The 22,159-nt window shown below is 67.1% G+C and carries 18 protein-coding genes; 3 read left to right on the top strand and 15 right to left on the bottom strand.

Going from position 1 to position 22,159, the window contains the following annotated elements; genetic code table 11:
* Positions 1 to 38: 38 nt before the first annotated feature.
* Positions 39 to 374 (top strand): YnfA family protein, encoded by a 336-nt coding sequence (locus ACFRAU_RS19445; RefSeq protein ID WP_377994878.1) that lies wholly within the window; start codon positions 39 to 41, stop codon positions 372 to 374.
* An 80-nt stretch (positions 375 to 454) separates the two neighbouring features.
* Here ACFRAU_RS19445 and ACFRAU_RS19440 read toward each other — a convergent pair whose 3' ends face one another.
* The 8 genes from ACFRAU_RS19440 to ACFRAU_RS19405 form a co-directional block, all read right to left on the bottom strand.
* Positions 455 to 1,909, bottom strand: coding sequence for an amino acid permease (locus tag ACFRAU_RS19440; protein ID WP_377994877.1), 1,455 nt, complete (start codon positions 1,907 to 1,909; stop codon positions 455 to 457).
* Positions 1,910 to 2,145: 236 nt separating this feature from the next.
* Positions 2,146 to 3,480 carry a M18 family aminopeptidase gene (locus tag ACFRAU_RS19435; RefSeq protein WP_378001119.1) on the bottom strand — a complete coding sequence of 445 codons (1,335 nt, stop codon included), beginning with the start codon at positions 3,478 to 3,480 and terminating at the stop codon, positions 2,146 to 2,148.
* 21 nt (positions 3,481 to 3,501) lie between these two features.
* Entirely contained in the window at positions 3,502 to 4,452 is a 951-nt protein-coding gene (locus ACFRAU_RS19430; RefSeq protein WP_378001118.1) for an intradiol ring-cleavage dioxygenase, read from the bottom strand.
* An 82-nt stretch (positions 4,453 to 4,534) separates the two neighbouring features.
* Positions 4,535 to 5,263, bottom strand: coding sequence for a response regulator (locus tag ACFRAU_RS19425; protein WP_377994874.1), 729 nt, complete (start codon positions 5,261 to 5,263; stop codon positions 4,535 to 4,537).
* On the bottom strand, positions 5,260 to 6,591 hold the full coding sequence (locus tag ACFRAU_RS19420) for a sensor histidine kinase (RefSeq protein WP_378001117.1): 1,332 nt from the start codon (positions 6,589 to 6,591) through the stop codon (positions 5,260 to 5,262). The genes ACFRAU_RS19425 and ACFRAU_RS19420 overlap by 4 nt, the downstream gene beginning before the upstream one ends.
* 19 nt (positions 6,592 to 6,610) lie before the next feature.
* Positions 6,611 to 7,489 (bottom strand): ABC transporter permease, encoded by an 879-nt coding sequence (locus tag ACFRAU_RS19415; protein ID WP_378001116.1) that lies wholly within the window; start codon positions 7,487 to 7,489, stop codon positions 6,611 to 6,613.
* A gap of 4 nt (positions 7,490 to 7,493) precedes the next feature.
* On the bottom strand, positions 7,494 to 8,438 hold the full coding sequence (locus ACFRAU_RS19410) for an ABC transporter ATP-binding protein (RefSeq protein ID WP_378001115.1): 945 nt from the start codon (positions 8,436 to 8,438) through the stop codon (positions 7,494 to 7,496).
* Positions 8,439 to 8,600: 162 nt separating this feature from the next.
* On the bottom strand, positions 8,601 to 10,103 hold the full coding sequence (locus ACFRAU_RS19405; protein ID WP_378001114.1) for a bifunctional phosphatase PAP2/diacylglycerol kinase family protein: 1,503 nt from the start codon (positions 10,101 to 10,103) through the stop codon (positions 8,601 to 8,603).
* 207 nt (positions 10,104 to 10,310) lie between these two features.
* On the opposite strand from ACFRAU_RS19405, the gene ACFRAU_RS19400 reads away from it, so the two are divergent.
* Positions 10,311 to 11,507, top strand: a complete 1,197-nt coding sequence (locus ACFRAU_RS19400; RefSeq protein ID WP_378001113.1) for an MFS transporter — start codon at positions 10,311 to 10,313, stop codon at positions 11,505 to 11,507.
* A gap of 83 nt (positions 11,508 to 11,590) precedes the next feature.
* On the opposite strand, the gene ACFRAU_RS19395 is transcribed toward ACFRAU_RS19400, so the two are convergent.
* The 7 genes from ACFRAU_RS19395 to ACFRAU_RS19365 form a co-directional block, all read right to left on the bottom strand.
* Positions 11,591 to 13,273: an ABC-F family ATP-binding cassette domain-containing protein gene (locus tag ACFRAU_RS19395; RefSeq protein ID WP_378001112.1), complete on the bottom strand. Its 1,683-nt coding sequence runs from the start codon at positions 13,271 to 13,273 to the stop codon at positions 11,591 to 11,593.
* A gap of 120 nt (positions 13,274 to 13,393) precedes the next feature.
* Positions 13,394 to 15,382: a penicillin-binding transpeptidase domain-containing protein gene (locus tag ACFRAU_RS19390; RefSeq protein ID WP_378001111.1), complete on the bottom strand. Its 1,989-nt coding sequence runs from the start codon at positions 15,380 to 15,382 to the stop codon at positions 13,394 to 13,396.
* Positions 15,383 to 15,535: 153 nt separating this feature from the next.
* Positions 15,536 to 16,975: a phytoene desaturase family protein gene (locus ACFRAU_RS19385; RefSeq protein ID WP_378001110.1), complete on the bottom strand. Its 1,440-nt coding sequence runs from the start codon at positions 16,973 to 16,975 to the stop codon at positions 15,536 to 15,538.
* Complete coding sequence (locus ACFRAU_RS19380) at positions 16,968 to 18,437, bottom strand: glycosyltransferase family 87 protein (RefSeq protein ID WP_378001109.1); 1,470 nt, start codon at positions 18,435 to 18,437, stop codon at positions 16,968 to 16,970. The genes ACFRAU_RS19385 and ACFRAU_RS19380 overlap by 8 nt, the downstream gene beginning before the upstream one ends.
* A gap of 165 nt (positions 18,438 to 18,602) precedes the next feature.
* Positions 18,603 to 18,773 (bottom strand): hypothetical protein, encoded by a 171-nt coding sequence (locus ACFRAU_RS19375; protein ID WP_378001108.1) that lies wholly within the window; start codon positions 18,771 to 18,773, stop codon positions 18,603 to 18,605.
* 592 nt (positions 18,774 to 19,365) lie between these two features.
* On the bottom strand, positions 19,366 to 19,947 hold the full coding sequence (locus tag ACFRAU_RS19370; RefSeq protein WP_377994863.1) for a histidine phosphatase family protein: 582 nt from the start codon (positions 19,945 to 19,947) through the stop codon (positions 19,366 to 19,368).
* Positions 19,944 to 21,455: a CCA tRNA nucleotidyltransferase gene (locus ACFRAU_RS19365; RefSeq protein WP_378001107.1), complete on the bottom strand. Its 1,512-nt coding sequence runs from the start codon at positions 21,453 to 21,455 to the stop codon at positions 19,944 to 19,946. The genes ACFRAU_RS19370 and ACFRAU_RS19365 overlap by 4 nt, the downstream gene beginning before the upstream one ends.
* A 195-nt stretch (positions 21,456 to 21,650) precedes the next feature.
* Between ACFRAU_RS19365 and ACFRAU_RS19360 the strand changes: the two genes are divergently transcribed.
* Complete coding sequence (locus tag ACFRAU_RS19360) at positions 21,651 to 22,151, top strand: NUDIX hydrolase (RefSeq protein ID WP_076799448.1); 501 nt, start codon at positions 21,651 to 21,653, stop codon at positions 22,149 to 22,151.
* The last annotated feature ends 8 nt before the right edge of the window (positions 22,152 to 22,159 follow it).

Below are 22,159 nucleotides of genomic sequence, written 5' to 3'. Positions count from 1 at the left end.
CCCGGCTATGTGGACAACCTGCGCGGAATACTGGAGCCATGACGATTCTGAAATCCGTACTCCTGTTCGCCCTGGCTGCCGTGGCCGAGATTGGCGGAGCCTGGCTGATCTGGCAGGCCGTGCGGGAGGACAAGGCATGGTGGTGGGCCGGACTCGGAATCGTGGCGCTGGGGCTCTACGGTTTCGTGGCCGCCTTCCAGCCTGATGCCCACTTCGGCCGGGTGCTGGCTGCGTACGGCGGGGTCTTCATCGCCGGCTCCCTTGTGTGGGGCATGCTTCTGGACGGCTTCCGGCCCGACCGCTGGGACCTCATCGGTGCCGCCGTCTGCCTCATTGGCGTCGCCGTCATCATGTTCGCCCCCAGACAGGGCTGATCCCCACACAAAAACGATCCGCCCGGTTGGCCGTTACGGCCAACCGGGCGGATCGTTTGAAGAACAGGTACGGGACGTGATTACGACGCCGGCCCGGCCCCCACGCCTGCATCTTCGGCTTCCTGGGCGGCCGTTTCGCGGTCAGCGGTGGACGTTGCGGAGGCGGCGTCCGCCTCAGCCTTCCCGCGACCGCCCTTGCGGTAACGCCACACACCGATGCCGACCACCACGACAGCCAGGGCCACGGAGAGCAGGAGCGACTCACGGGTGGAGTCCAGGATCACCATGCCGATGATGAGCGCCACGATGCTGCCGATCGCCAGCCAGGTGAGGTAGGGGAAGAACCACATCTTCAGCGTCAGGTCCTTGGCTGCAGCCCCCATCCGGCGGCGCAGCACCAGCTGGGACGTGGCAATGACCAGCCAGACGAACAGCGCGATGGCGCCGGAGGTGTTCACCAGGAACAGGAAGACTGTCTCGGGGGCGATGTAGTTCAGACCCACGGTGACGAAGCCGACCACGGTGGAGGCCAGCACCGCCGCGGCGGGCACGCCGCGCTTGGAGATGCGGGTCCACGACTTCGGGGCGTCGCCGCGCTTCGAGAGCGAGAACAGCATGCGGCTGGCCGTGTAGAGGCCCGAGTTCAGGCAGGACAGCACCGAAGTCAACACCACGACGTCCATGATGGTGCCCGCGCCGGGGATCCCGAACAGCTCGATGACCGCGACGTACGGGCTCTTGGCCACGTTGGCGGAGTTCCAGGGCAGCAGCGTGACAACAATCGCGATGGAGCCGATGTAGAACACGAGGATGCGCCAGACCGTGGACCTGACGGCCTTCTTAACCGCCTCGACCGGGTTTTCGGATTCACCGGCGGCGATGGTGGCGATCTCCGCCCCGAAGAACGCGAAGACCACCACGAGGATTCCGGCCAGCACGGCTCCCGGGCCGTTGGGCAGGAAACCGCCGTTGCCCGTCAGGTTGCTCAGGCCCGGCGCCGGAACGCCCGGAACCAGGCCCAGGATCGCCGCCACCCCGAAAAGGAGGAACAGGATGATGGCCGTGACCTTGATGGAGGCGAACCAGAACTCGAACTCCCCGTAGGACTTCACCGAGCCCAGGTTGGTCAGCGTGAGCAGGACCATGAGCGCCAGGGCCCAGACCCACTGGTCGATGCCGGGCACCCAGCGGTGCATGATCGCGGCGCCGGCCGTGGCTTCGATGCCCAGCACGATGATCCAGAACCACGCATAGAGCCAGCCGATGCTGAAGCCCGCCCAGCGGCCCAGCGCCTTGTCCGCGTAGGTGGAGAAGGATCCGGTTTCGGGGTTCGCGGCCGCCATCTCGCCCAGCATCCGCATGACCAGGATGACCACGATGCCTGCGGCCATGTAGGCCAGCAGGATGCCGGGGCCGGCCTGCTGAATGGCCGCGCCGGAGCCGACGAACAGGCCGGCGCCGATGACGCCCGCGATGGCGATCATCGACAGGTGCCGGGGCTTTAGGGATTTCGACAGTTGTTGGTCAGCGTGCATGGCTGCGCCATCCTCGTTTTGATTGCAGGTTTTGGGCGGTGGCCGGGCGGCAGGGTCTGTGCCGGGGACCACACTGTGCGTTTCACACTAAGCGAGCCGCGGGTTACTCCGGGCTGTGCAATCAACCAGTTTAGGGGAGGCCAAAACGGGCATCCTCCCAAGCGCGGACATGAGGATGCAACAAAGGTTGCCCAGTAGGCAATTTTGTAACGACGGCGAAACTTGGTGCCTCGCCGCTACGCGTGCGCCGGGGCTCCGAAGAACAGCTCAGCCACCCGGGCCAGGCGGTGCGGATCCTCGACGCCGCAGAGCTCCCTGGCCGAGTGCATCGACAGCAGGGGAACACCCACGTCCACGGTCCTGATGCCGAGCCGGGTAGCCGTCAGCGGGCCGATCGTGGAACCGCACGGCATCACGTTGTTGGAGACAAACTCCTGGAAGGGAACGCCGGCCTCTGCGCACAGCCGCGCCCAGAGCGCAGCCCCCGCGGCATCGGTGGCGTACCGCTGGTTGGCGTTGATTTTGAGCAGCGGCCCGCCGTTGAGGACGGGGCGGTTGACGGGGTCGTGCCGTTCGGCATAGTTGGGGTGGACGGCGTGGCCGGCGTCGGCAGAAACACAGAACGACGCCGCGAACGCCTGCCGCCGCTGGCTCGCCGAGGCGCCCAGCCCGTCCGAGATCCGGACCAGAATGTCTTCCAGAACCGGCCCGCACGCCCCGGACCGGGACGCCGAACCGATTTCCTCGTGGTCGAAGGCGGCGAGCACCGCAATCGGTGCGGTTCCCCCGGACGCCGCCGGGCCGCCGTCGGAAGCGTCAGCGTGCGCGATCAATGCCGTGATCCCGGCGTGGGTGGCGGACAGGTTGTCCAGGCGCCCGGAGGCGAAGAACTCACCCTTGACCCCGAAAACCGCAGGCGGCTGCGTGTCCGCGATGACGACGTCGTACCCGCCGATCCGGGCCGGGTCGACAGGTGCGCCCCCGCCGGAAACCCGCTCGGCCAGCACCGCCAGCAGGTCCTCGCCGGCAGGGTCGCCGAGCCCGAACACCGGGTTCATGTGCTGCTGCTTGTCGAGGGTGAGGCCGTCGTTCACGCCCCGGTCCAGGTGGATGGCCAGCTGCGGAAAGCGCAGCAGCGGCCCGGTGGCGGTCAGATGCTGCGTGCCGTCGAGCATCACGAGCCGCCCGGCCAGCTGCAGTTCCCGGTCCAGCCACGAGTTCAGCAGCGGTCCGCCGTAGATCTCGACGCCGGCCTGGAGCCAGCCGTACCGGCCGGTGGTCGGCTTGGGCTTGAGCTTGAACGACGGCGAATCCGTGTGGGCGCCCAGGATGTTGAAGCCGCTGGTGGGCCCGGCGCCTTCGGGCGTGACCCAGGCAATCAGCGCACCGTCGCGGACGACGTAGAACTTCCCTGCCGTGGCATCCCAGGGCTGCAGCTCGTCCAGGCCGGTGAAGCCTGCCTCCGTGAGGCGCCGGGCGCCCTCATGGGCGGCGTGAAAGCTCGACGGCGAGGCGCTGACGTAGTCGCCCAGGTCCCGGATGTGCTCTGCTGCGGAGGAGTGGAGAGGCATGGCTCCGAGTCTAGCGCTGCCCTAGATCGTGACGTTCAGCCCCGCCGTGTAGCCGCCGGAGACGGAACCGGTCATGGTGGCCAGCTGGTAGATGCCGCCGTCGTCGCCGAACACGTTGTCCGACTGCAGCGTGGTGTTGGGGAAATTCCGGGCGCTGGTTTCGTAGCCCGCGGAGGCATAGACCTGGCGGCAGGCGGCGTCGGTCAGGGCGATCTGCGAGACAGCAAGCACCTGGCCTGCCGCCGTGGCGTTGTTCATGGACTCGAACACTTCGAAGTGGATGTGCGGCCAGCGGCCGTTGTAGGCGCCCGGGTAGATGGTCTTGAAGGTGACCTGCCCGTTGGCGTCCGCCTCCTGCACGCCGCGCAGGAAATTCTCGTTTTCCAGACCCGAATCGTAGAGCGAGTACCGCCCCTCCTTGTCGCAGTGCCAGGCGTAGACGGCCGCGCCGGCCAGCGGAACGCAGCCGTTGGCGTTGTCGAGCAGGCTAAGCGTGACTGTCAGGGGCACACCGTCAGCTTTCGTGCTGGATGTGCCGAAGCTTGAGGTGATGTCCTGCCGGACCACGCCGGAGGCTTCCAGGACGTTCGGTCCGTTGGAGCCGTCGCCTGGGTACGGTCCGGCCGTCTCCTGTGGAATTTCGACGCCGCATTCGGCGATCGCACGGGTCACGGTGGGGGACGCAGAAGCCGAGGCGGTTGCGGAAGCTGCCGGCGCCGCCGTCGTTGTGGTGGCGGTGGCCGTGGTGCTTGCGGTTTCGCTGGCGGAAGCCGACGGCGATCCCGACGGTGCGGGCGATGACCCGCCTGGCGTGCACGCCGCCAGAGCGGCCGCCGTGCCGGCGCCGAGGAACATGCCCAGCGACCGTCGGGACATCAGCGTGGAGAGATCGAATTCGAGGCCGCGGTCATGGTTGGGGTGCGGCTCGTGCCGTGGCTGCTGTCCATCGGGTCTGCGGGGTGCGGTTGTCATGGCACCATCCAACTCCAGCGGGCTATGGCCTGCATAGGGCAGCGCTGTGCGGAAGCTGTGGAGCCTGTTTCAGTCAGTCGCCTCAGTAGTCCGGGTTGCTCGGGGTCACCAGGCCGGTCTCGTAGGCATAGACCACGGCCTGGACACGGTCCCGCAGGTGGAGCTTGGTCAGGATCCGCCGCACGTGTGTCTTCACCGTGGCCTCGGACAGGAAATAGCGGTGCGCGATCTCCGCATTGGACAGCCCTTCGGACATCGCCTCCAGCATCTCGGTTTCCCGTGGCGTCAGGTCCTCCAGCAGCGGGTCGCGTGGAGCGGGCACCGCGGCAGGCTGGGCCGCCATGTCCGGACCATCCGGCGCGGGGGCCGGTCCGGTGCCGCGGACGTACGTCTCAAGAAGCCGCTGGGTGACTCGGGGCGCCACCACCGCGTCTCCGCTGGCCACCACCCGCACGGCCTGGACCAGCTCCGCGGGTGCCACGTCCTTCAGCAGAAAGGCCGAGGCTCCGGCCTGGAGCCCGGCGAACGCGTACTCGTCCAGGTCGAAGGTGGTCAGGATGATGATCCTGGCACGCGAGCCTGAACCGGTGATGGCCCGGGTGGCCTCGATTCCGTCGAGTGTGGGCATGCGGACATCCATGAGCACGACGTCGGGATCGAGCTGGCCCACCTGGCGGACGGCGTCCGCACCGTCGGAGGCCTCACCCACCACCTCGAGGCCGTCCTCGCCCTCCAGAATGAGCCGGAAGCCCATCCGCAGCAGCGGCTGGTCATCCGCCAGCAGGACCCGGAGGCGCCCGGACTCGTTCATTCGTTCCCCCATTTGCCGTTCTCCAAGTTGCCGTCCCGCATCTTCCCGGCCAGCGTGTTGCCATTCAGTGCCAGGACCGCCCGCACACGCCAGCCGCCGCCGGCCACGGGCCCCGCCTCCACCGTACCGCCGTAGATTCCGGCCCGTTCCTTCATTCCGGTCAGGCCCTGTCCCGTCCCGCCGGGGATGACGGCGTCAACGGTGCCCCGGCCGTCGTCGAGCACTTCAATGGTGACCGTGGAATCCTCGCGCACCACCAGCACGTCCACCCGGCCCAGTGCCCGGCCGTAGCGCAGCACGTTGGTGAGCGATTCCTGCACGATCCGGTACACCGTCAGCTGGAGGGCCACGTCGTCCGGCAGCGCCGGGCCCGTGTGCGAGTAGTGGACCGGAAGGCCGGCGGTCCGGAAGCCGTCCAGCAGCTTCCCTAGGCTGGCGCCGTCCGTGAGCGGCTCACGGGGCGCCTGGCCGCCGGCCGCGTCATCCCGCAGGACGCCGAGCACCCGGCGCATGTCCGTCAGGGCGGCGCGGCCGGTACGGGACAGCTCAGCGAGCACCTCCGCCGCGCGTTCAGGATCCCTGCGGACCACGACGGCGGCCCCGTCAGACAGGGCGACCATGACGGTCAGCGAATGGGCCACGACGTCGTGCATCTCCCGGGCGATCCTGTTGCGTTCGTTAACCGAGCCCAGGCGGGCAGCCTGGGCCGCCCACGCCGCAACTTCCTGCTCATGCTCACGCCGCTGGCGGACAGAAATGCCGATTCCGGTGGCGATGATGTTGGAAAACGCGATGCTGGTGCCCGCGGCAATGCTGGTCACCAGATGGAACTCTTCGGGCGAGGCGGGCGGGTTGGGCAGCTCCCGTTCAAGCGGCCCCACGGCGGCCAGGAAGTACAGCAGGGCCAGCGGCGCGGTGGCCAGGGCCATCGTGACCAGGGCAAAGCGGCGGGTATGGACCACGGCCACCGCGTAGAGCGAGAACCACAGTCCGGCGGAAACATTGGATCCCCACGGGTGGAGCAGGCTCACGCCAACCTCAGCCACCGCGATGAAAACCACCACGGCCACCGGGCACCGGCGCCGCAGGAACAGGGACAGCGCCACGGCGGCCAGCAGCCCGACAGCGGCCCACCGGCCCGCGTTCACCGCGTCGACCACAGTGGGCACCACCAGCAGCGCATAGCAGGCGACGACCACCGCATCCATCACCCGCGGACGCCGGTGGAGGTAGCGCCGGAGCCGGCCCCGACGACGGGCAGCAAGCTCGGCGAAGGACGCGTCAGCCGGGGTGGCTGGCGCGTCCTTCACGGCAAAGGTGTCAATCATGGGCAGAGCCTGGGTGCGGCTAGACGTCCCGTTTCTTCAGCAGAATCATGGCCAGCGCCACCGGCACCGCCACCCAGGCGCCCAGCACGAGAGCGGCCTGCCAGACTTCGAGCGTGTCCGGGACGTGCTCCACGGCGGTCATTGGAGTGATCGTGTTGCCGGGGAGGTACTTGCGGGCCTCCTCGAAGAAGTCACCCGGAATGAGCTGGAACGCGATCGGTGCCACGAAGAACAGGCCAACGAGGGCCATGATGCCGCCGGCTGAGTTCCGGAGCAGCGTCCCGAGCGCCATGCCGATTGCGGCCACCGCGGCCACGTAGGCGCTGGTGACGAGCAGCAGCTTGACCGACTGCGAGCTGGCGAGGTCGAGTTTGAGGTCGAAGTTGTCCAGGATCGGCACCGCCACCAGGCCGGCGATGTAGGTGGACACCGCAGTCAGGACAAAGGCGCTGACGATCACCACCACGAGCTTGGCGACGAACGCCGGCAGCCTCTTGGGTACGGCCGCGAAGGTGGAGCGGGCCATGCCGGTGGTGAACTCCGAACTCATGAGCAGGACGCCCAGTGAACCCAAGATCAGCTGCGCAAAGGATACGCCGGAGGTGGGGACCGTGACGGCGAGGTCACCGCCCTGTGCCGCGATGGCTGCGGCCGCTTCCGGATCGGAGCTGGCCTGGTCCGCGAACTGGCCTGTTCCCCAGGCGGACAGTGCTCCGAAGCCAACCATGACGACGGCCGTCGAAGCGAGCAAAATCATTGTGGACAGAAGCGTGCGGAACTTGATGAATTCGGAGTTCAGGACCCGGAAGAAGCTTGGACCGGGCCCCGGGCTTGCTGCGTTGCGGGCGGCGGCGCGGCCGGAACGGGCGGCAGGCTGGGTGGAAGTCGATGTGCTCATGGCGTCAGTTGCCTCCGGACTGGGCGGGAACCGGGGCTCCCGTGGTGATCAGCGAGTGGTATTCGACCTCGTCCTTGGTCAGCTCCATGTAGGCCTCTTCGAGGCTCGCCTGGAGCGGGGTGAGTTCGTAGATCAGGACGTGGTTGTCCAGGGCGCTGCGGGCGATCTGGCGGGGATCCAGGCCCGTGACCTCAAGGAGTTCGTGGTCCTGCAGCTCCACCGAGACCCCGGTTCCGGCGAGGACGTTCATGAGCCGGTCGGGCTGGTCGGAGCGCACCCGCGTCCGGCTCTGGCCCTTGCCCGTGATGATGTCCTTAATGGGGGCGTCGGCGATGATCTTTCCGCGGCCGATTACGATCAGGTGGTCGGCGGTCAGGGCCATCTCGCTCATCAGGTGGCTGGAGAGGAACACCGTGCGCCCCTCGGAGGCCAGGTACTTCACGAGGTTCCGCACCCAGACCACGCCTTCCGGATCGAGGCCGTTGACCGGTTCGTCCAAAATGATGGTCTGCGGATCGCCGAGGAGTGCGGCGGCGATGCCCAGCCGCTGGCCCATGCCCAGGGAGAAACCCTTGACCTTCTTCCGGGCTACGTCCGCGAGGCCTGTCATGTCGATGACCTCGTGCACCCGTTTCCGCGGGATGCTGTGGGTGGCGGCCATGGCCAGCAGGTGGTTGTACGCGGAGCGGCTCGTGTGGACGGCCTTGGCGTCCAGCAGCGCCCCGATTTCGCGCAGCGGTGCAGTGTGCCGGGCGAACGGCACGCCGTTGACGGTGACCGTTCCCGCCGTCGGGGTGTCCAGGCCCATGATCATGCGCATGGTGGTTGACTTGCCGGCCCCGTTGGGTCCCAGGAAGCCGGTGACCTGCCCGGCTTGGACGGTGAAACTGACGCCGCCGACGGCGGTTTTGTCGCCGTAGACCTTCGTCAGGCCTTCTGCCTCAATCATGGAAGCTTTCCTTTGCGTAGCTGCGGGCGTGCTGTCTGGTGTGCACGTTCCACGCTACCGACGCCGCCTGCCGAATTCGCCGGTCTCAGGGATGATTCAGGGGTGAATCAGGGTTCCGGCATCATCCGGTGGGATGAGCGGCCGGCGGTCAGCGGCCCGGCGTCAGCTGCCTTCCGCCGGTGAGTAGTAACGCAGGGCTGCGCGCTTCAGCGTGAACTCAGCGGCACGGACGCCGGGTATGGTTTCGCCGTCCACGGCAAGCACCATGGGGGCTGTGCCGCACTCCACGCGGACGCGGGTGGCTTCGGTGAGGTGGGTGATCCGGGACGTCGCCACTGTGCCGGTCAGCACCGACCAGAGCATCCGCAGCCGGGCGAAGGACTCGTCGGCGGTCATCATCCTGACGTCAAGCACGCCGTCGTCCAGCACGGGGCGGAAGAGCGGGGCGTGATCCCGCGGGTAGTAGCGGCCGCGGCCCAGGTACATGATCCACAGCCTGTGCCGGACGCCGTTGACGATCAGCGTGATCGGCTTCTCCACGGCGAAGGTCCGGAACATCGCCATGACGCCGGCGAGCGGCTTCCCCAGGGCGGGCTGCAGGTGTTCGCGGCGCCGCACCAGGTTGGGGTACAGCCCGATGCTCGCCGTGTTGAGCATGATGAGCTCCACCTTCTCGGGCTCGTCCGCGAGGCCGCGTTCCACAGCCACGGCACCCACGTCCGCCAGCGCGGCTTCGCCGCGTTCCGCCGCTGCCACCGCTTCCACCAGGGAGGGGGTTCCGGCGTCGCGGGCGAAGTGGTTGAGGGTTCCCCCGGCCAGCACCAGCAGGGGAAGGTCATGTTCGACGGCGGCAGCCGCGGCAGTGCCCACCGTGCCGTCCCCGCCCCACACCCCGAGTGCGCGGATGCCCGGGACAGTGGCTGCCTCCGCCATCCGCTGGGCTACGTTGTCTTCGGGTGCCATCAGCGTTGTATGAGCGAGTGGGAATACTTCCTTCAGGGCGGCCGCTGTTTCTTCCGTGAAGGATCCGCCCAGCGTGTTCACCGCGATGCTCAGACCCTCGCCCTGCGGGACTTTGGCGACGTCCACCCGCCGCCTGGAAGTGGCAGGCATGGGCGGCCGGACCGGCCACCACTTCCTCGTCACGAGGGCTGCGCCCGCCCCGATAGCGGAACCGAACAGCACATCGGAGGGCCAGTGGGCTCCTGTATGCACCCTGGAGTATGCAACGCCGGCGGCCAGCGGGGCCACCACTGCTCCGAGCACCGGCTGCACCAGTCCGGTGCCGAGGACGAACGCCACCGCGGAGGCCGAGTGCCCCGACGGCATGGACGAGCTGGTGGGCTGCGGATGGACAAAGCGGAACACCGGCAAGTGCTCCGGCAGCGGCCGGGCCCGGGGCAGCAGGGTCTTGAAAACGAGGTTGGTTACGGCCGACGCAACTCCCTGGGCCAGCAGCCCGTGCACCGCCGCGCGCCTGGTGCGTCCCGGGATGGCGGCAGCCACGGCCGCGACGCCGAACCAGAGCTTCCCCTTGTTGGCCGAGGCCGAAAGCCGCCGGAAAAAGGTGTCATGGTGCCCGCCCGGAAAGCCCGAGACGGCCCGCATCAGCGTGCGGTCGAGGGCGGCAACCCGTCCGGGTCCGCGGCGCAGCATTCGTCGCATTTCCCCACCCTACCGCCCGGTATCGGCAGCGGCTGGGAATCCTGACCCTTCCTCACCTCCCGTCGCCTTTCCCCAAACGCTCCCTCACCTCCCGTCGCCTTCCCCCCAACGCTCCCTCACCTCCCGTCGCCTTTCCCCAAACGCTCCCTCACCTCCCGTCCCCAGACGGGGGCATGCACAACCGGGGGACATCGATAGAGTTGTCGGATGACTACCACCCAGCAGCTCGCCGGCCGGCAGGTGTCGGCCGCGGCATTGGCAACGTTCATTATTTTCGGCGCCAACGGCCTAGTCTTTGCCAGCTGGGCGGCCCGCATTCCGGCGGTTACGGAGATTCTCCGGATATCGTCCGGGCAGATGGGAACGCTGCTGCTGTGCACGGCCGTTGGCTCACTCATTGCCCTACCCACCGCCGGCCGTGTCATCAACCGAATCGGCACCGCCAACAGCGTTCGCGCCAGCGGTTTCCTGGCCGCCTTGGCCAGCATGGGCATTGCCGTGTCGCTGCTCGCTCAATCAGTGCCGGGCACCGCGATCGCGCTCTTCTTCTTCGGTATGGGCGTCGGGCTGTGGGATGTTTCCCAAAACGTTGAAGGGGCCGACGTCGAGCACCGGCTGCGCAAGACTGTCATGCCAAAGTTCCACGCGGCGTTCAGCGGCGGCGCTTTCCTCGGCGCCTTGATCGGGGCAGGGCTGTCCGGACTGGGCGTGGGCCTGCCGCAGCACTTGCTGGTCATCGCCGCCGCCGTGGCGGTGCTGACCTTCGTCACGCCCCGCTACTTCCTGCCGCATGCCGCTCCCGAGCAGCCGGCCGACGGCGGCCCCGGGGCTCCGCGGGGCCCGTCGGCATGGCGCGACGGCCGGACGCTGATGATAGGCGTGGTGGTGCTGGGTGCCACGCTGACCGAGGGTGCGGGCAACGACTGGATCGCCAAGGCGTCCGTCGACGGCCTGGCAACCTCCGAGTCAACCGGTGCACTGCTCTTCGCCCTCTTCGTCCTGGCCATGACTGCCATGCGCTTCGTCGGCGGCACTGTCATCGACAAGTACGGCCGCGTAGCCGTGCTCCGCGGCAGCATGGCCACAGCAGCCGCGGGTCTGGCCCTGTTCGTGTTCGCCGGCAACCTATGGTTGGCCGCCGTTGGCGCTGCGCTGTGGGGGTTAGGGGCAGCGCTGGCGTTCCCCATGGGAATGTCCGCCGCTGCAGACGATCCCCGGCATGCGGCAGCCAGGGTCTCAGTGGTTTCCACGATCGGCTACGTGGCGTTCCTGGCCGGGCCCCCGCTGCTCGGGTACCTCGGAGACCTGACCGGCATCCATCTGGCATTGCTGGCCATCGGGGCTCCGATCCTGGTGGCCCTGTTGCTCGCGGGCGCTGCCAAGCCTCTGCCAGCAAGGCAATAAATCACTTCCGACGGCGGACGGCCCACCCGGCGGAGCGGACCGGGCACACCGTAGCGCGCGGAGACTGCGGGAGGGTTTCCGGCTCAGCGGGCGCGCTCCACCCGCTTCTCGTCCCAGACCGGCTCGGCGGACTCGTACACCTTGCCGTCGGAGCCGAAGACCAGGAAGCGATCGAAGGTCCGGGAGAACCAGCGGTCGTGCGTGACAGCAAGGACCGTTCCCTCGAAGTGGTCGATGGCCCGCTCCAGTGCCTCGGCCGAGTGGAGGTCGAGGTTGTCCGTGGGCTCATCCAGCAGCAGCAGCGTGGCGCCGGAGAGCTGCAGCAGGAGGATCTGGAACCGCGCCTGCTGGCCGCCGGACAGCGAGTCGTATTTCTGTTCCGACTGTCCCGCCAGCCCGTAGCCGTCCAGTGCGCCCGCAGCGGCCTCGCGGCCCAGGCCGGAACGGTGTTCGTCGCCGCGGTGAAGGATGTCCAGCAGCGAGCGGTTCATAAGGTCAGGCCGGACGTGGGTCTGGGCAAAGAACCCGGGGCGGATACGGGCGCCGAGTTTCACGGTGCCCTCGTGGGGCACTTCGGCGATTTCGACGTCGGACACCGGAAGGTGCTCCCGCTCCGGATCCGTGCCGCCGGTGGCGAGCAGCCGCAGGAAGTGTGACTTGCCGGAACCGTTGGAGCCGAGCACGCCCACCCGGTCACCGAACCAGATCTCCGTGGAGAAGGGCTTCATGAGGCCGGTCAGCTCCAGTTTTTCGGCCACGATGGCGCGCTTGGCGGTCCGCCCGCCCTTGAGCCGCATCTGGACGTTCTGCTCAATAGGCAGGGCCTCCGGCGGCCCGGCCTCAAGGAACTTGGCCAGGCGGGTCTGGGCTGCCTGGTAGCGGTTGGCCATGTCCGAGCGGAAGGCTGCCTTGTTCTTGTACATGTTGACGAGTTCCTTGAGCTTGGCGTGCTCCTCGTCCCAGCGCTTGCGAAGCTCCTCGAAGCGCGCGTTCCGGTCCGCCCGTGCCTCAACGTAGGAGCCGAATCCGCCGCCATGAATCCAGGCTCCCGCCCCATTGATGCCCGGCTCGAGCGTGACAATACGGCCGGCCGCATTGTTCAGGAGCTCTCGGTCGTGGCTGATGAAGAAGACTGTTTTCCTGGAATCGTTGAGCTTGTCCTCGAGCCAGCGCTTGCCGGGGACATCCAGATAGTTGTCCGGTTCGTCGAGGAGCAGCAGTTCGTCGGGACCGGCAAAGAGCGCCTCCAGTACCAGCCGCTTCTGTTCGCCGCCGGACAGCGTCGACGCGCGGCGGTGCTGGGCGCGGTCAAAGGGCAGGCCCAGCGCGGCCATGCAGACCTCGTCCCAGACGGTCTCGACGTCATACCCGCCGGCATCTCCCCAGTCCACGATGGCCTGGGCGTAGCGCATCTGGGTGGGCTCGTCGTCGTGCTCCATCATGGCCAGTTCGGCCTCATCCACGGCGCGGGCGGCGTCCGCCAGCGCCGGCGGGGCGGCGGAAACCAGGAGGTCGCGGACGGTGGAGTCGTCGCGGACCTGCCCCACGAACTGCCGCATGATGCCCATATTGCCGGAGCGGCCGATGACGCCCTCGTCCGGGGTCAGGTCACCGGCGATGATGCGGAACAGGGTGGTTTTGCCGGTCCCGTTGGGTCCGATCAGCGCCGTCTTGGTGCCGTCCGGAACCTTGAAGGTCACCCCGTTGAGCAGCTGGGTGCCGTCGGAGAGGAAGTAGTCGATGCCGGAAACGTCAATATGGGCCACCGGGTAATTCTCCCACGCCCCGCACGCCGGAGTTTTTGTCCAGATATCGTGCCCAAATAGGGGGCAAAGTCGCGACAAATGGACAAAAACTCCGGCGTAATGGGGGTGCGCCTGCGGGTGTCAGCCGGCGGCGGTGAGGAACTTCTTCAGCAACGGGCCGGAGGTGGTGGCGCCGAGCCCGCCGTCCTCGACGAATACCGCCACGGCCAGGTCACCGTGCACGGCGATGATCCACGCGTGCGTCTTGGGCGGCTTGGCATTGCCGAACTCGGCGGTTCCGGTCTTGGCACCAACGGGTTCACCGGGGACGTCGGCCAGGAATCCGGCGTGACCGGAGGTCACCACCGCACGCATCATGTCCGTGAGGGACGCTGCCTCCGCCTTGGTGACGGGGGTCTGCGCGGTCTTGGCGGGGGCTTCCGCTGTGACGGTCGACGACGGGGCGGAACCTTCCGCGGTCGCCGCCGGGCTTCCCGACGCCGGTGCGGAGGGAGCGCTCTCCTCCACCAGTACCGGGGAGACGGGTGCGCCCTTCGCCACCGAGCCTGCCATCACGGCGCCTGCCAGCGGGGACATCAGCACCCTGCCTTGGCCGATCATGGCTGCCGCATGTTCGGTGCCCTCGGCCTCACCGGGAACGGAGCCCATGAATGCCTCCGCACCCAGTTTCGGTGCCTCCACGGCTACCCCAAGCGAAGTGGCGGCCGACTCCAGTTGGGCCTGGGTGACCTTGTCCCGCGCGCCAATGAAGGCCGTGTTGCACGAGTGGGCGAAGGCATCCCGCAGCGTCACGGAGCCGAGGGAATCCGTGGGATAGCCCTCGGCGTTCTTGAATTTCCGGCCGTCGACGGTGAGCGTGGGCGTGCATTCGACGGTGGAATCCGGGGTGAATCCGTTGCGGATCAGGGCAAGGGAGTCCACCACCTTGAAGGTGGATCCCGGCGCGTACTGCCCGAGCATCGCCGTGTTGTAGCCGTTGCTTCCGGGTCCCGACGCGGCGGCCAGCACCGCTCCCGTGGAGGGCCGGAGTGCCACGATGGCGGACGCCGGCTTGATGTCGGCAAGTGTGTCCTCGGCAAGCTGCTGCAGCTTTGTGTCGAGGGTGGTCTGCAACGGCGTGCCCGGAACTGCCTTCACTTCGAAGACGGTGCGCCGCGGATCAGTCGGAGCGGCCTGGATCTCTTCCCGGGTCAGGTCCGCGCGCTGCACGCGGACCACGGTGCCGTCCGTGCCGCGAAGCTGGGCGTCGTACTGCTGCTGGAGCCCGCCCGTACCGATGACGTCGCCCGCGGTGAGGGTGCCCTTGGACTTTTCAATCTGCTCTGCGCTGGCCTCGCCCACCGTGCCAAGGACAGCCCGGGCAAAGTTCCGCGTCGGTGCCAGTGGCAGTTCGTCCGGGATCGCACGGCCACCCGGAATCGCCTCGATCTCGGCGTCGGTCACGGCACGGTCGCTGGTGTTGCGAAGGGTGATGGCGGGAACGAATGCCTCAGCCCCGGATGCTTCCACCTGCTGCACGTAGGCCGCGGGATCCACGCCCACGAGCTTGGCCAGCTTGGTGGCGGAATCTGCGGCATCGGCGCCGCCCAGCTGGGGCTTGTCGATGCCCACATTGACCACCGGGCGCAGCGTCACCAGCTTCTGGTTGCCGGCACCGAGGATATCGGCGCGCGGGGACGACTGCGTGGCCTTGCTGAGGATCTCGCCTTCGGCCAGGTTCGGGACCAGCAGCCCGGGTGACCAGACGGTGAGCCATTTGTCCCCGGATTTCCTTAGGTCGGCCGATACGGTGTATTTCCACTCGCCGGTGGATATCTTCCAGCTGTAGTTGAGCGGTAGCCGGGCGGTCTCGCCGTCGAGCGTCAGCTCTCCCGCTTCGACGGACGGCTTGGCCGGCGCCAGCGCCTTGAAGACCTGGTTGAGCTGGTCGTTGGCCACGGTTGAGTCGCGGCCGTCGAAGGCCACCGGCCGCAGGTCCAGGCCCGCGACGGCGGACGCCAGTTGCTTTGCCGCGGCTTCGGCACCCCCGCGGCCGTCGTCGCAGGCCGCCAGTGAGCCGCTCAGTATGAGACCGGCAAGGACAAGTGAAAGTTTCTTAGTGTTCCCCACCGCGTTATTATCCCCCGGCGGCCGCCCGGAGCCAGCCACGAAACGGTCACGCCACGGTCACACCCTGACAGCCCCTGCACCGAGAGCAAACGGGCACCTGCGCCGGCACTCAGGCGGGGCTCAATGTACGTTCGCGCCCGGTGGAGGTGGGCGCTAAAGCCCGAGGGCGGGCACATCCATGCCGAATATGTCCTTGAGCGCATATTTGGCGGCATGGAACCCGGGCATGCCGGTGACACCGGGCCCAGGCGGCGTCGAGGAGGAGCAAAGGTATACGCCCCGCGCGGGGGTGCGCCAGGGAACGGGCGAGACGACGGGCCGCTGGATCAGGCCCCGGGGATCCACCAGGCCGGCGCTAAAGTCTCCGCCGACGTAGTTTTCGTTGTAGGCAGCCAGTTCGGCCGCCGTCGTGACCTTGTGCCGCAGCACCAGGTCCCGGAAACCGGGGGCGAAGCGCTCCAGCTGGTCCATGACGGCCTGGCCCATGTCCACCGTGGATCCCGCGGGAACATGGCAGTAGGTCCAGAGGATATGCCTGCCCTGTGGCGCGCGGCCGGGATCAACCACGGTCGGCTGCGAGACCAGGACGTAGGGCCTCTCGGGGTGTCTGCCCTGGGACACGGCGTTTTCCGCCGCCGTCATCTCTTCGCGTGTGCCGCCCACGTGGACTGTTCCGGCTCCTGCCAGTCCGGCAGCGGTCCACGGTACGGGCCCGGACAGGATGAAGTCCACCTTGCAGGCGCCGTTGCCGAACCGGAAGGACTCCAGCTTGCGGCGGTAGGACGCGGGCAGGCGGCTGCCGGCAATGCGTGAAAGCGCCGGAGGCGCCACATCCAGCAGCACTGCTTTCGCCGGCTCGAGCTCCGCCAGCGACGTGACCCGGAACCCTGTCTGCAGCTGGCCCCCGTGGGCTTTAATGTCCTCGGCCATGGCCCCGGCGATCGCGGACGATCCGCCCACCGGTATCGGCCAGCCGCCGCTGTGCGCCAGCGCGTTGAGGAGCAGGCCGGCCCCCGCTCCGGACAATGACGGGAGGCGCCCCACCACATGGGCTGCAACACCGCTGACCAGCGCTGGGGCCCGGTCCTGCCGGAAGCGCAGGTTCCAGATGGGCGATCCCTGTTCAAAGGTCCGCAGTCCCAGAATGGCGGCAGCCAGCGGGTCGCCGGGAACCCGCAGCAGCTGGTCGGACGTGGTTTGCACAATGCCGTCGATGTGCCGCACCAGCGGAGCGAGGAGCCGGCGGTAGGCGTGGCCGTCCCGGCCCAGCTCGTCGGCGGTCCGGTCGAGTGACCGGTACGCCAGCGCCGACCGGCCACCGTCAAGCGGGGACCCGAACTGCACTGGCGGAAGCCGCAGGTCCACCCGCCGCGCCAGTTCGAACGCACGGAAAAAGGGTGAAACCAGCGCCATGGGGTGCACTGCCGAGCAGACGTCGTGCCAGTGCCCTTCCTCGATGACCTCAGAGGTCCGGGAGCCTCCGCCGAGCTGGTCCGCGGCCTCATACACGTGCACCTTCAGTCCCGCCCGCGCCATGACGACGGCGGCGGCGAGTCCGTTGGGGCCTGAACCAACGACGGCGACGTCAGGCATTGCGGGGGACCGTTCGCCAGGGCACCAGGGAAGCGGAGGGACGGAGCAGATCGATCCGCAGCCTGTCCGGGGCATTGTCGAAGGGCCCGCCGTGGGGATCGTCCATGGCGTGCCGCCGGATGGGATCGTAACGCGGGTCCCAGATGTCCCAGGCAACCCGCAGCATGAGATATGCAGTCGCAAGCATATGCGCGGCGACGGCCAGAACGTAGTACGGCATGTCGATGTTGTGCTGTGAGACGCCGCCGCTGGTCACTTGGCCAAGATACATCCAGATGGCCGCCCAGTGCAGCCCCTCGATGCCTTGCCAGATCAGGAAATCCCGCCACTTCGGCCGGGCGAGCGCCAGCAGCGGCACGAGCCACAGGACAAACTGGGGCGAGTAGACCTTGTTGGTGAGGATGAAGGCCGCCACGATCAGGAAGGTCAGCTGTGCGATCCGTGGCCGCCGCGGGGCGGTCAGGGCCAGGACCGCAATGAGGACGCAGGCAAGCAGAAACAAATTCAAGGCCAGGGTGTTGATGACCTCCGGAGTGAGGAGCGTCCAGCGCACCCGCCCGGCCACCAGGTTGTACGCAAACCAGGGCGAGCTGTAGCCGGCTGGGCGGTCCTGGGTGAACTCGAAGAAGTACTTCCAGCCTGCCGGGTCCCGTGCGGCTATGGGCAGGTTGACGGCGAGCCAGGCTGCAGCGGCGGACGCTGCAGGAACCACAAAGGCACGAACCTTACCGGCGCGCAGGGCCAGCAAGAAGATGGCGCCGAAAACCAGTACGGGGTACAGCTTGGTGGCGGTTCCCAGGCCGAGCAGGACACCGGCAAGGATCAGCCGCTCCCGGGACAGAATGTACATGCCCAGGGCCAGCATGGCCACGGCCCACATGTCCCAGTTGATCACTCCTGCGAGGACGATGCCGGGCGCCAGGGCCACCATAGCTGCGTCCCAGGGCCGCCGCCGGGTCATGCGGGCAGTGGCCAGCACGGTGACAATCCAGACAGCGGCAATAAGGGTTGCGTTGACGTCGAAGTAGCCGAGGATCCGGGCGTCCGTGACTCCCTCGCCGGGTACCAGGCGTGCCGTAATGCCGGCGATCAGGCCCATCAGGACCGGATATTCGAAGAGGGCACCCGGGGTGAAGAACGGAAAAGCCCCGTCGCCCAGGCCACGGTTGCGGAACAGCTCCGGGAAATCCGAATAGCAGGTCGCGTAGAACTGCGACGGAGTCTCCCACCCGTTCACCCGGCAATAGTCCTTGACGGCGATGGCAGCGAGGGCGGCAAGCACGGTCAGGATGATCAGCACGCGTTCCACGGTGAAGAAACCAGGCGCCACCACCCCCGGCGCAGACCGCTGGCCCAGGGGTCCGCCAACAAGCTCGGTAAAGTTCCGCAGGAGCCGGTCGCTGCGGCTCGGCACCACCAGGCGCGCGAGCTTTCGATCGGGCGGCGGCTGTGTCTCCTGCATGGTCTCGAGCTTACCGGTGGGTCGCTGCTTAGAGGGCGAGGCCCAAACGGCGGGAGCCCGCGCGTAGCCGCGCGGGCTCCCTGTGGAGCTGGCTGACCGATGTGGCCCATCAGATCCTCCTAAATGCTTCTAAGGGTTGGATCGAAACCGCGAGGGGCCGGTGGTTCAGCGCAGGCTGCTCATCTGCTCATGCATGAGCGTGTAGACGTCCTCCCGTTTCCGGTCCAGCAGCTGGCCGTTGAACTGTGGCTGTACCGATGCGGACTCGACGCCGGAAAGGCCGGCATCACCGCTGGAATCTCGGCCGGAAAGGATCTCCTGAAGCTTGCGAAGCATAGTTTTTCACCTCCTTTCAGGAAATGATGAAAAGAATCCGGGCATGGCAATTAGAGCCATTCAGGCATGCAAAGAAATGACGATAAAAAAAGGCAAAGAAATGCCGGCAAGGAAATAGAATCCGCAAAATGCGGCAATTGGCCTGCAAAGAGGCAGCGCGGCAATCCCAACAAGAAGCAGGGTTCCGAATTATGGGGGAGCTGCGCAACCGCGTGGTTCCGCTACATCAGACCGCCGGAGTCAGAGTCTTTCTGAGAAAGCAGCAGAATCGTCTGCCGAAGTCCCGCCTGCTCTTCCACTAAGGAGTGGGAGAGCGGGTTGGAAGTCAGAATTACGCTCGGGCGAGTCCGTGGAGAGGGCGCAGGTCAGCAACGAAGGCCGGAAACGCGGTGATGGTCATCTTCCATCCGCTAGTCAAAGTAATCATTTTCCCAACCTCCTTTTCCGCTATGCCGGTGCCGGCGGACTGGCCGGGCAACGTGCGCCATGACCCTGGCAGGTCGCTCTGGGGTCAGGAATAAAAATACACCAAGAATGAGCGCCTTGACTACTTATTATCAGAAAATTCCGAAAAATAATCCTAAAGGCGTTTTTACAGGCCCCAGCGGAGAATGACGGGAGTTCTTTTATCCCAGCCCAGGGTGCAGACTTTCGCTGTTCCCAGAAGGAAATGCCGGCCCTCTTCGGGTTCGAGTTCGAGCCAGCGGGCGGTGAGGATGCGGGAAAAGTGGCCGTGGGCCACGATCAGGACGTTGTCCAGCCCGGACTCCAGGACCCGGGCCACGATCTTGTCTGCCCGGGCAGCCACATCATGGAGCTTTTCGCCGTTGGGGACGCCGTGCGTCCAGATGAGGTAGTCAGGGTTGTCCTTGCGGATCAGGTCGGAGCTGATGCCCTCGTAGTCGCCGTAGTCCCATTCGACGGCCAGCGGTTCGTGGACGGCATCAGGGAATCCGGCGAGTTCAGCGGTCCGCCGGGCACGGCGCAGCGGGGACGTCAGAACCAGGTCGAAGTCAACGGCGTCCAGGATCCTGCGCGCCTCGACCGCCTGCTGTTCGCCCTCCACCGTCAGGGGCAGGTCCGTCAATCCGGTGTACTGGCCGCTTTTGGACCATTCGGTTTCGCCGTGCCGCAGGATCCAGAGCTGGGGGCGGGCGATGTTGGCGGCGTTCACTTGGACTCCTCGGTTGGGGAAGATTCGACGTCGGCGGGAGAGTCAGGGGACACGGAAGCAGAAGGAGCAGCTGACTCGGGCTGCTCAGCCCACCAGGCCCGTAGCCGGGACTCGGCAACGGCAGGGTCAAGCGGACCGTTTTCCATCCGTTCCTCCAGCAGGAACTTGTACGCCCTGCCCACGACGGGCCCGGGCTTGAGGTCCAGCAGTGCCATGATCTCGGCGCCGTTGAGGTCCGGCCGGACCGCGTCCAGGGATTCCTGTTCGCGGAGGGCGGCAATCCGGGATTCGAGGTCGTCATAGGCGAAGGACAGCCTGTCGGCCTTGCGCTGGTTGCGTGTGGTGACATCGGACCGGGTCAACCGGTGCAGGCGCTCCAGCAGGGGACCGGCATCGGTGACGTAGCGGCGCACTGCCGAGTCGGTCCAGCCGGCGTCACCGTAGCCGTAGAAGCGCATGTGCAGTTCCACGAGGCGGGCCACCGCCTTGATGGTGTCGTTGTCGAAGCGCAGGTTCTTCATCCGCTTCGTGGTCAGTTTGGACCCCACCATGTCGTGGTGGCGGAAGCTGACCGCACCGCCCGGTTCGAACCGGCGCGTAGCCGGCTTCCCGACGTCGTGCATCAGCGCTGCGAACCGCAGCACAAAGTCGGGGCCGGGGACGGCGCCGTCCGCATCTGTTTCCAGGGCGGCCGCCTGCTCCAGCACCTGCAGGGAGTGCTGGTAAACGTCCTTATGCCGGTGGTGCTCGTCTGCCTCCAGCCGGAGGGCGGACACTTCCGGCAGCACGAACTCGGCGAGGCCCGTGTCCACCAGCAGGTCGATGCCCGCGCGCGGGTGCCGGCCGTTGATGAGCTTCACCAGCTCGTCACGGACGCGTTCGGCCGAAATGATGCCGATGCGCTCGGCCATCCGGGTCATGGCATCGCGGACGTCGTCCCGCACGGCCACACCCAGCTGGGACGCAAACCGCGCTGCGCGCATCATCCGCAACGGATCGTCGGAAAAAGATGCCTCGGGAGCGCCGGGGGTGGCCAGCACGGAGGCGTGGAGGTCGCGGACTCCGCCGAAGGGGTCCACGAGTTCCATCGCGGGCAGCCGCAGGGCCATGGCGTTAATGGTGAAGTCGCGGCGCAGCAGGTCATCCGTGAGGGAGGAACCGAAGGCCACCACGGGCTTCCGGGACTCGGGGTCATAGGCCTCGGCGCGGTAGGTGGTGATTTCGATTTGGAACCCGGCCTTGCGCATGCCGATCGTTCCGAAGGCGCGGCCGATCTCCCAGAAGTTGTCTGCCCACTTCTTGATCAGCGCCACGGTCTGGTCCGGCGTCGCGTCCGTCGTGAAATCGAGATCGGGGGAGGTGCGGCCCAGGAAGAGGTCCCGGACCGGGCCGCCGACGAGCGACAGCTCATGACCGGCGTCCACGAACCGCTGCCCGAGCTCCAGGACCACCGGGTCCACCTGGAAGTCAACGGTGTGAAGATCAGTCTTTTGATGTGCGTGCGCCATAGTTACTTAAGCTTGTCAGAAAACCAAGCCCCACCGCACCAAATCCCGTCATTGTGCGACGGCACCGGCGTAGCCCGTCACATGCAGTCCACCTTCACGCCATGTCCCGGTCATCACGGCGGGGCAAGAGTCGTTAGAGTGGACTGCATGGCCCATCCAGTACCGAGCGCTCCCGGCAGGAGGACGAACCCGCCGTTGCCGTCGGCAATCGGTGCCCACGTCGCGCCTGCACCGCACTCGGCCCCGGCCTCGCTCCCCACCGTGGAGGAGATCTCCGCCGGAGGCGTCGTGGTGGACACGTCCGACGACGAGCTGAGGGTTGCGATTATTGCCCGCCTTAATAGGGGCGGACGTCTGGAGTGGTGCCTGCCCAAGGGCCACCCGGAGGGCCGGGAGAACAACGAGGAAGCCGCGGTCCGTGAGATTGCCGAGGAAACCGGCATCGACGGTGACATCCTGGCCCCGCTGGGCAGCATCGATTACTGGTTCACGGTCAGCGGGCACCGCGTACACAAGACAGTGCACCACTACCTGCTGCGCGCCACCGGCGGCGAACTCACCATCGAAAACGATCCTGACAAGGAAGCGGTTGATGTTGCCTGGGTTCCCATCCATGAACTTGCCCGCAAGCTTTCGTTTCCCAATGAACGCCGCATCGCCGACCTGGCACGCGAAGTCCTTCCCGAGCACCTCTGACCGTCCGG

It is taken from the genome of Arthrobacter sp. NPDC056691 (genome assembly GCF_042791415.1).
GTDB lineage: Bacteria > Actinomycetota > Actinomycetes > Actinomycetales > Micrococcaceae > Arthrobacter.
Note: the sequence above shows the minus strand (reverse complement) of the source record. Positions and strands in the feature narration are given on the sequence as shown.

What these genes read in the sequence shown, in the direction of transcription:
- ACFRAU_RS19445 (WP_377994878.1), top strand. Translation starts at nt 39, where the DNA reads ATGACGATTCTGAAATCCGTACTCCTGTTCGCCCTGGCTGCCGTGGCC.
- ACFRAU_RS19440 (WP_377994877.1), bottom strand. Translation starts at nt 1,909, where the DNA reads ATGCACGCTGACCAACAACTGTCGAAATCCCTAAAGCCCCGGCACCTG.
- ACFRAU_RS19435 (WP_378001119.1), bottom strand. Translation starts at nt 3,480, where the DNA reads ATGCCTCTCCACTCCTCCGCAGCAGAGCACATCCGGGACCTGGGCGAC.
- ACFRAU_RS19430 (WP_378001118.1), bottom strand. Translation starts at nt 4,452, where the DNA reads ATGACAACCGCACCCCGCAGACCCGATGGACAGCAGCCACGGCACGAG.
- ACFRAU_RS19425 (WP_377994874.1), bottom strand. Translation starts at nt 5,263, where the DNA reads ATGAACGAGTCCGGGCGCCTCCGGGTCCTGCTGGCGGATGACCAGCCG.
- ACFRAU_RS19420 (WP_378001117.1), bottom strand. Translation starts at nt 6,591, where the DNA reads ATGATTGACACCTTTGCCGTGAAGGACGCGCCAGCCACCCCGGCTGAC.
- ACFRAU_RS19415 (WP_378001116.1), bottom strand. Translation starts at nt 7,489, where the DNA reads ATGAGCACATCGACTTCCACCCAGCCTGCCGCCCGTTCCGGCCGCGCC.
- ACFRAU_RS19410 (WP_378001115.1), bottom strand. Translation starts at nt 8,438, where the DNA reads ATGATTGAGGCAGAAGGCCTGACGAAGGTCTACGGCGACAAAACCGCC.
- ACFRAU_RS19405 (WP_378001114.1), bottom strand. Translation starts at nt 10,103, where the DNA reads ATGCGACGAATGCTGCGCCGCGGACCCGGACGGGTTGCCGCCCTCGAC.
- ACFRAU_RS19400 (WP_378001113.1), top strand. Translation starts at nt 10,311, where the DNA reads ATGACTACCACCCAGCAGCTCGCCGGCCGGCAGGTGTCGGCCGCGGCA.
- ACFRAU_RS19385 (WP_378001110.1), bottom strand. Translation starts at nt 16,975, where the DNA reads ATGCCTGACGTCGCCGTCGTTGGTTCAGGCCCCAACGGACTCGCCGCC.
- ACFRAU_RS19380 (WP_378001109.1), bottom strand. Translation starts at nt 18,437, where the DNA reads ATGCAGGAGACACAGCCGCCGCCCGATCGAAAGCTCGCGCGCCTGGTG.
- ACFRAU_RS19375 (WP_378001108.1), bottom strand. Translation starts at nt 18,773, where the DNA reads ATGCTTCGCAAGCTTCAGGAGATCCTTTCCGGCCGAGATTCCAGCGGT.
- ACFRAU_RS19365 (WP_378001107.1), bottom strand. Translation starts at nt 21,455, where the DNA reads ATGGCGCACGCACATCAAAAGACTGATCTTCACACCGTTGACTTCCAG.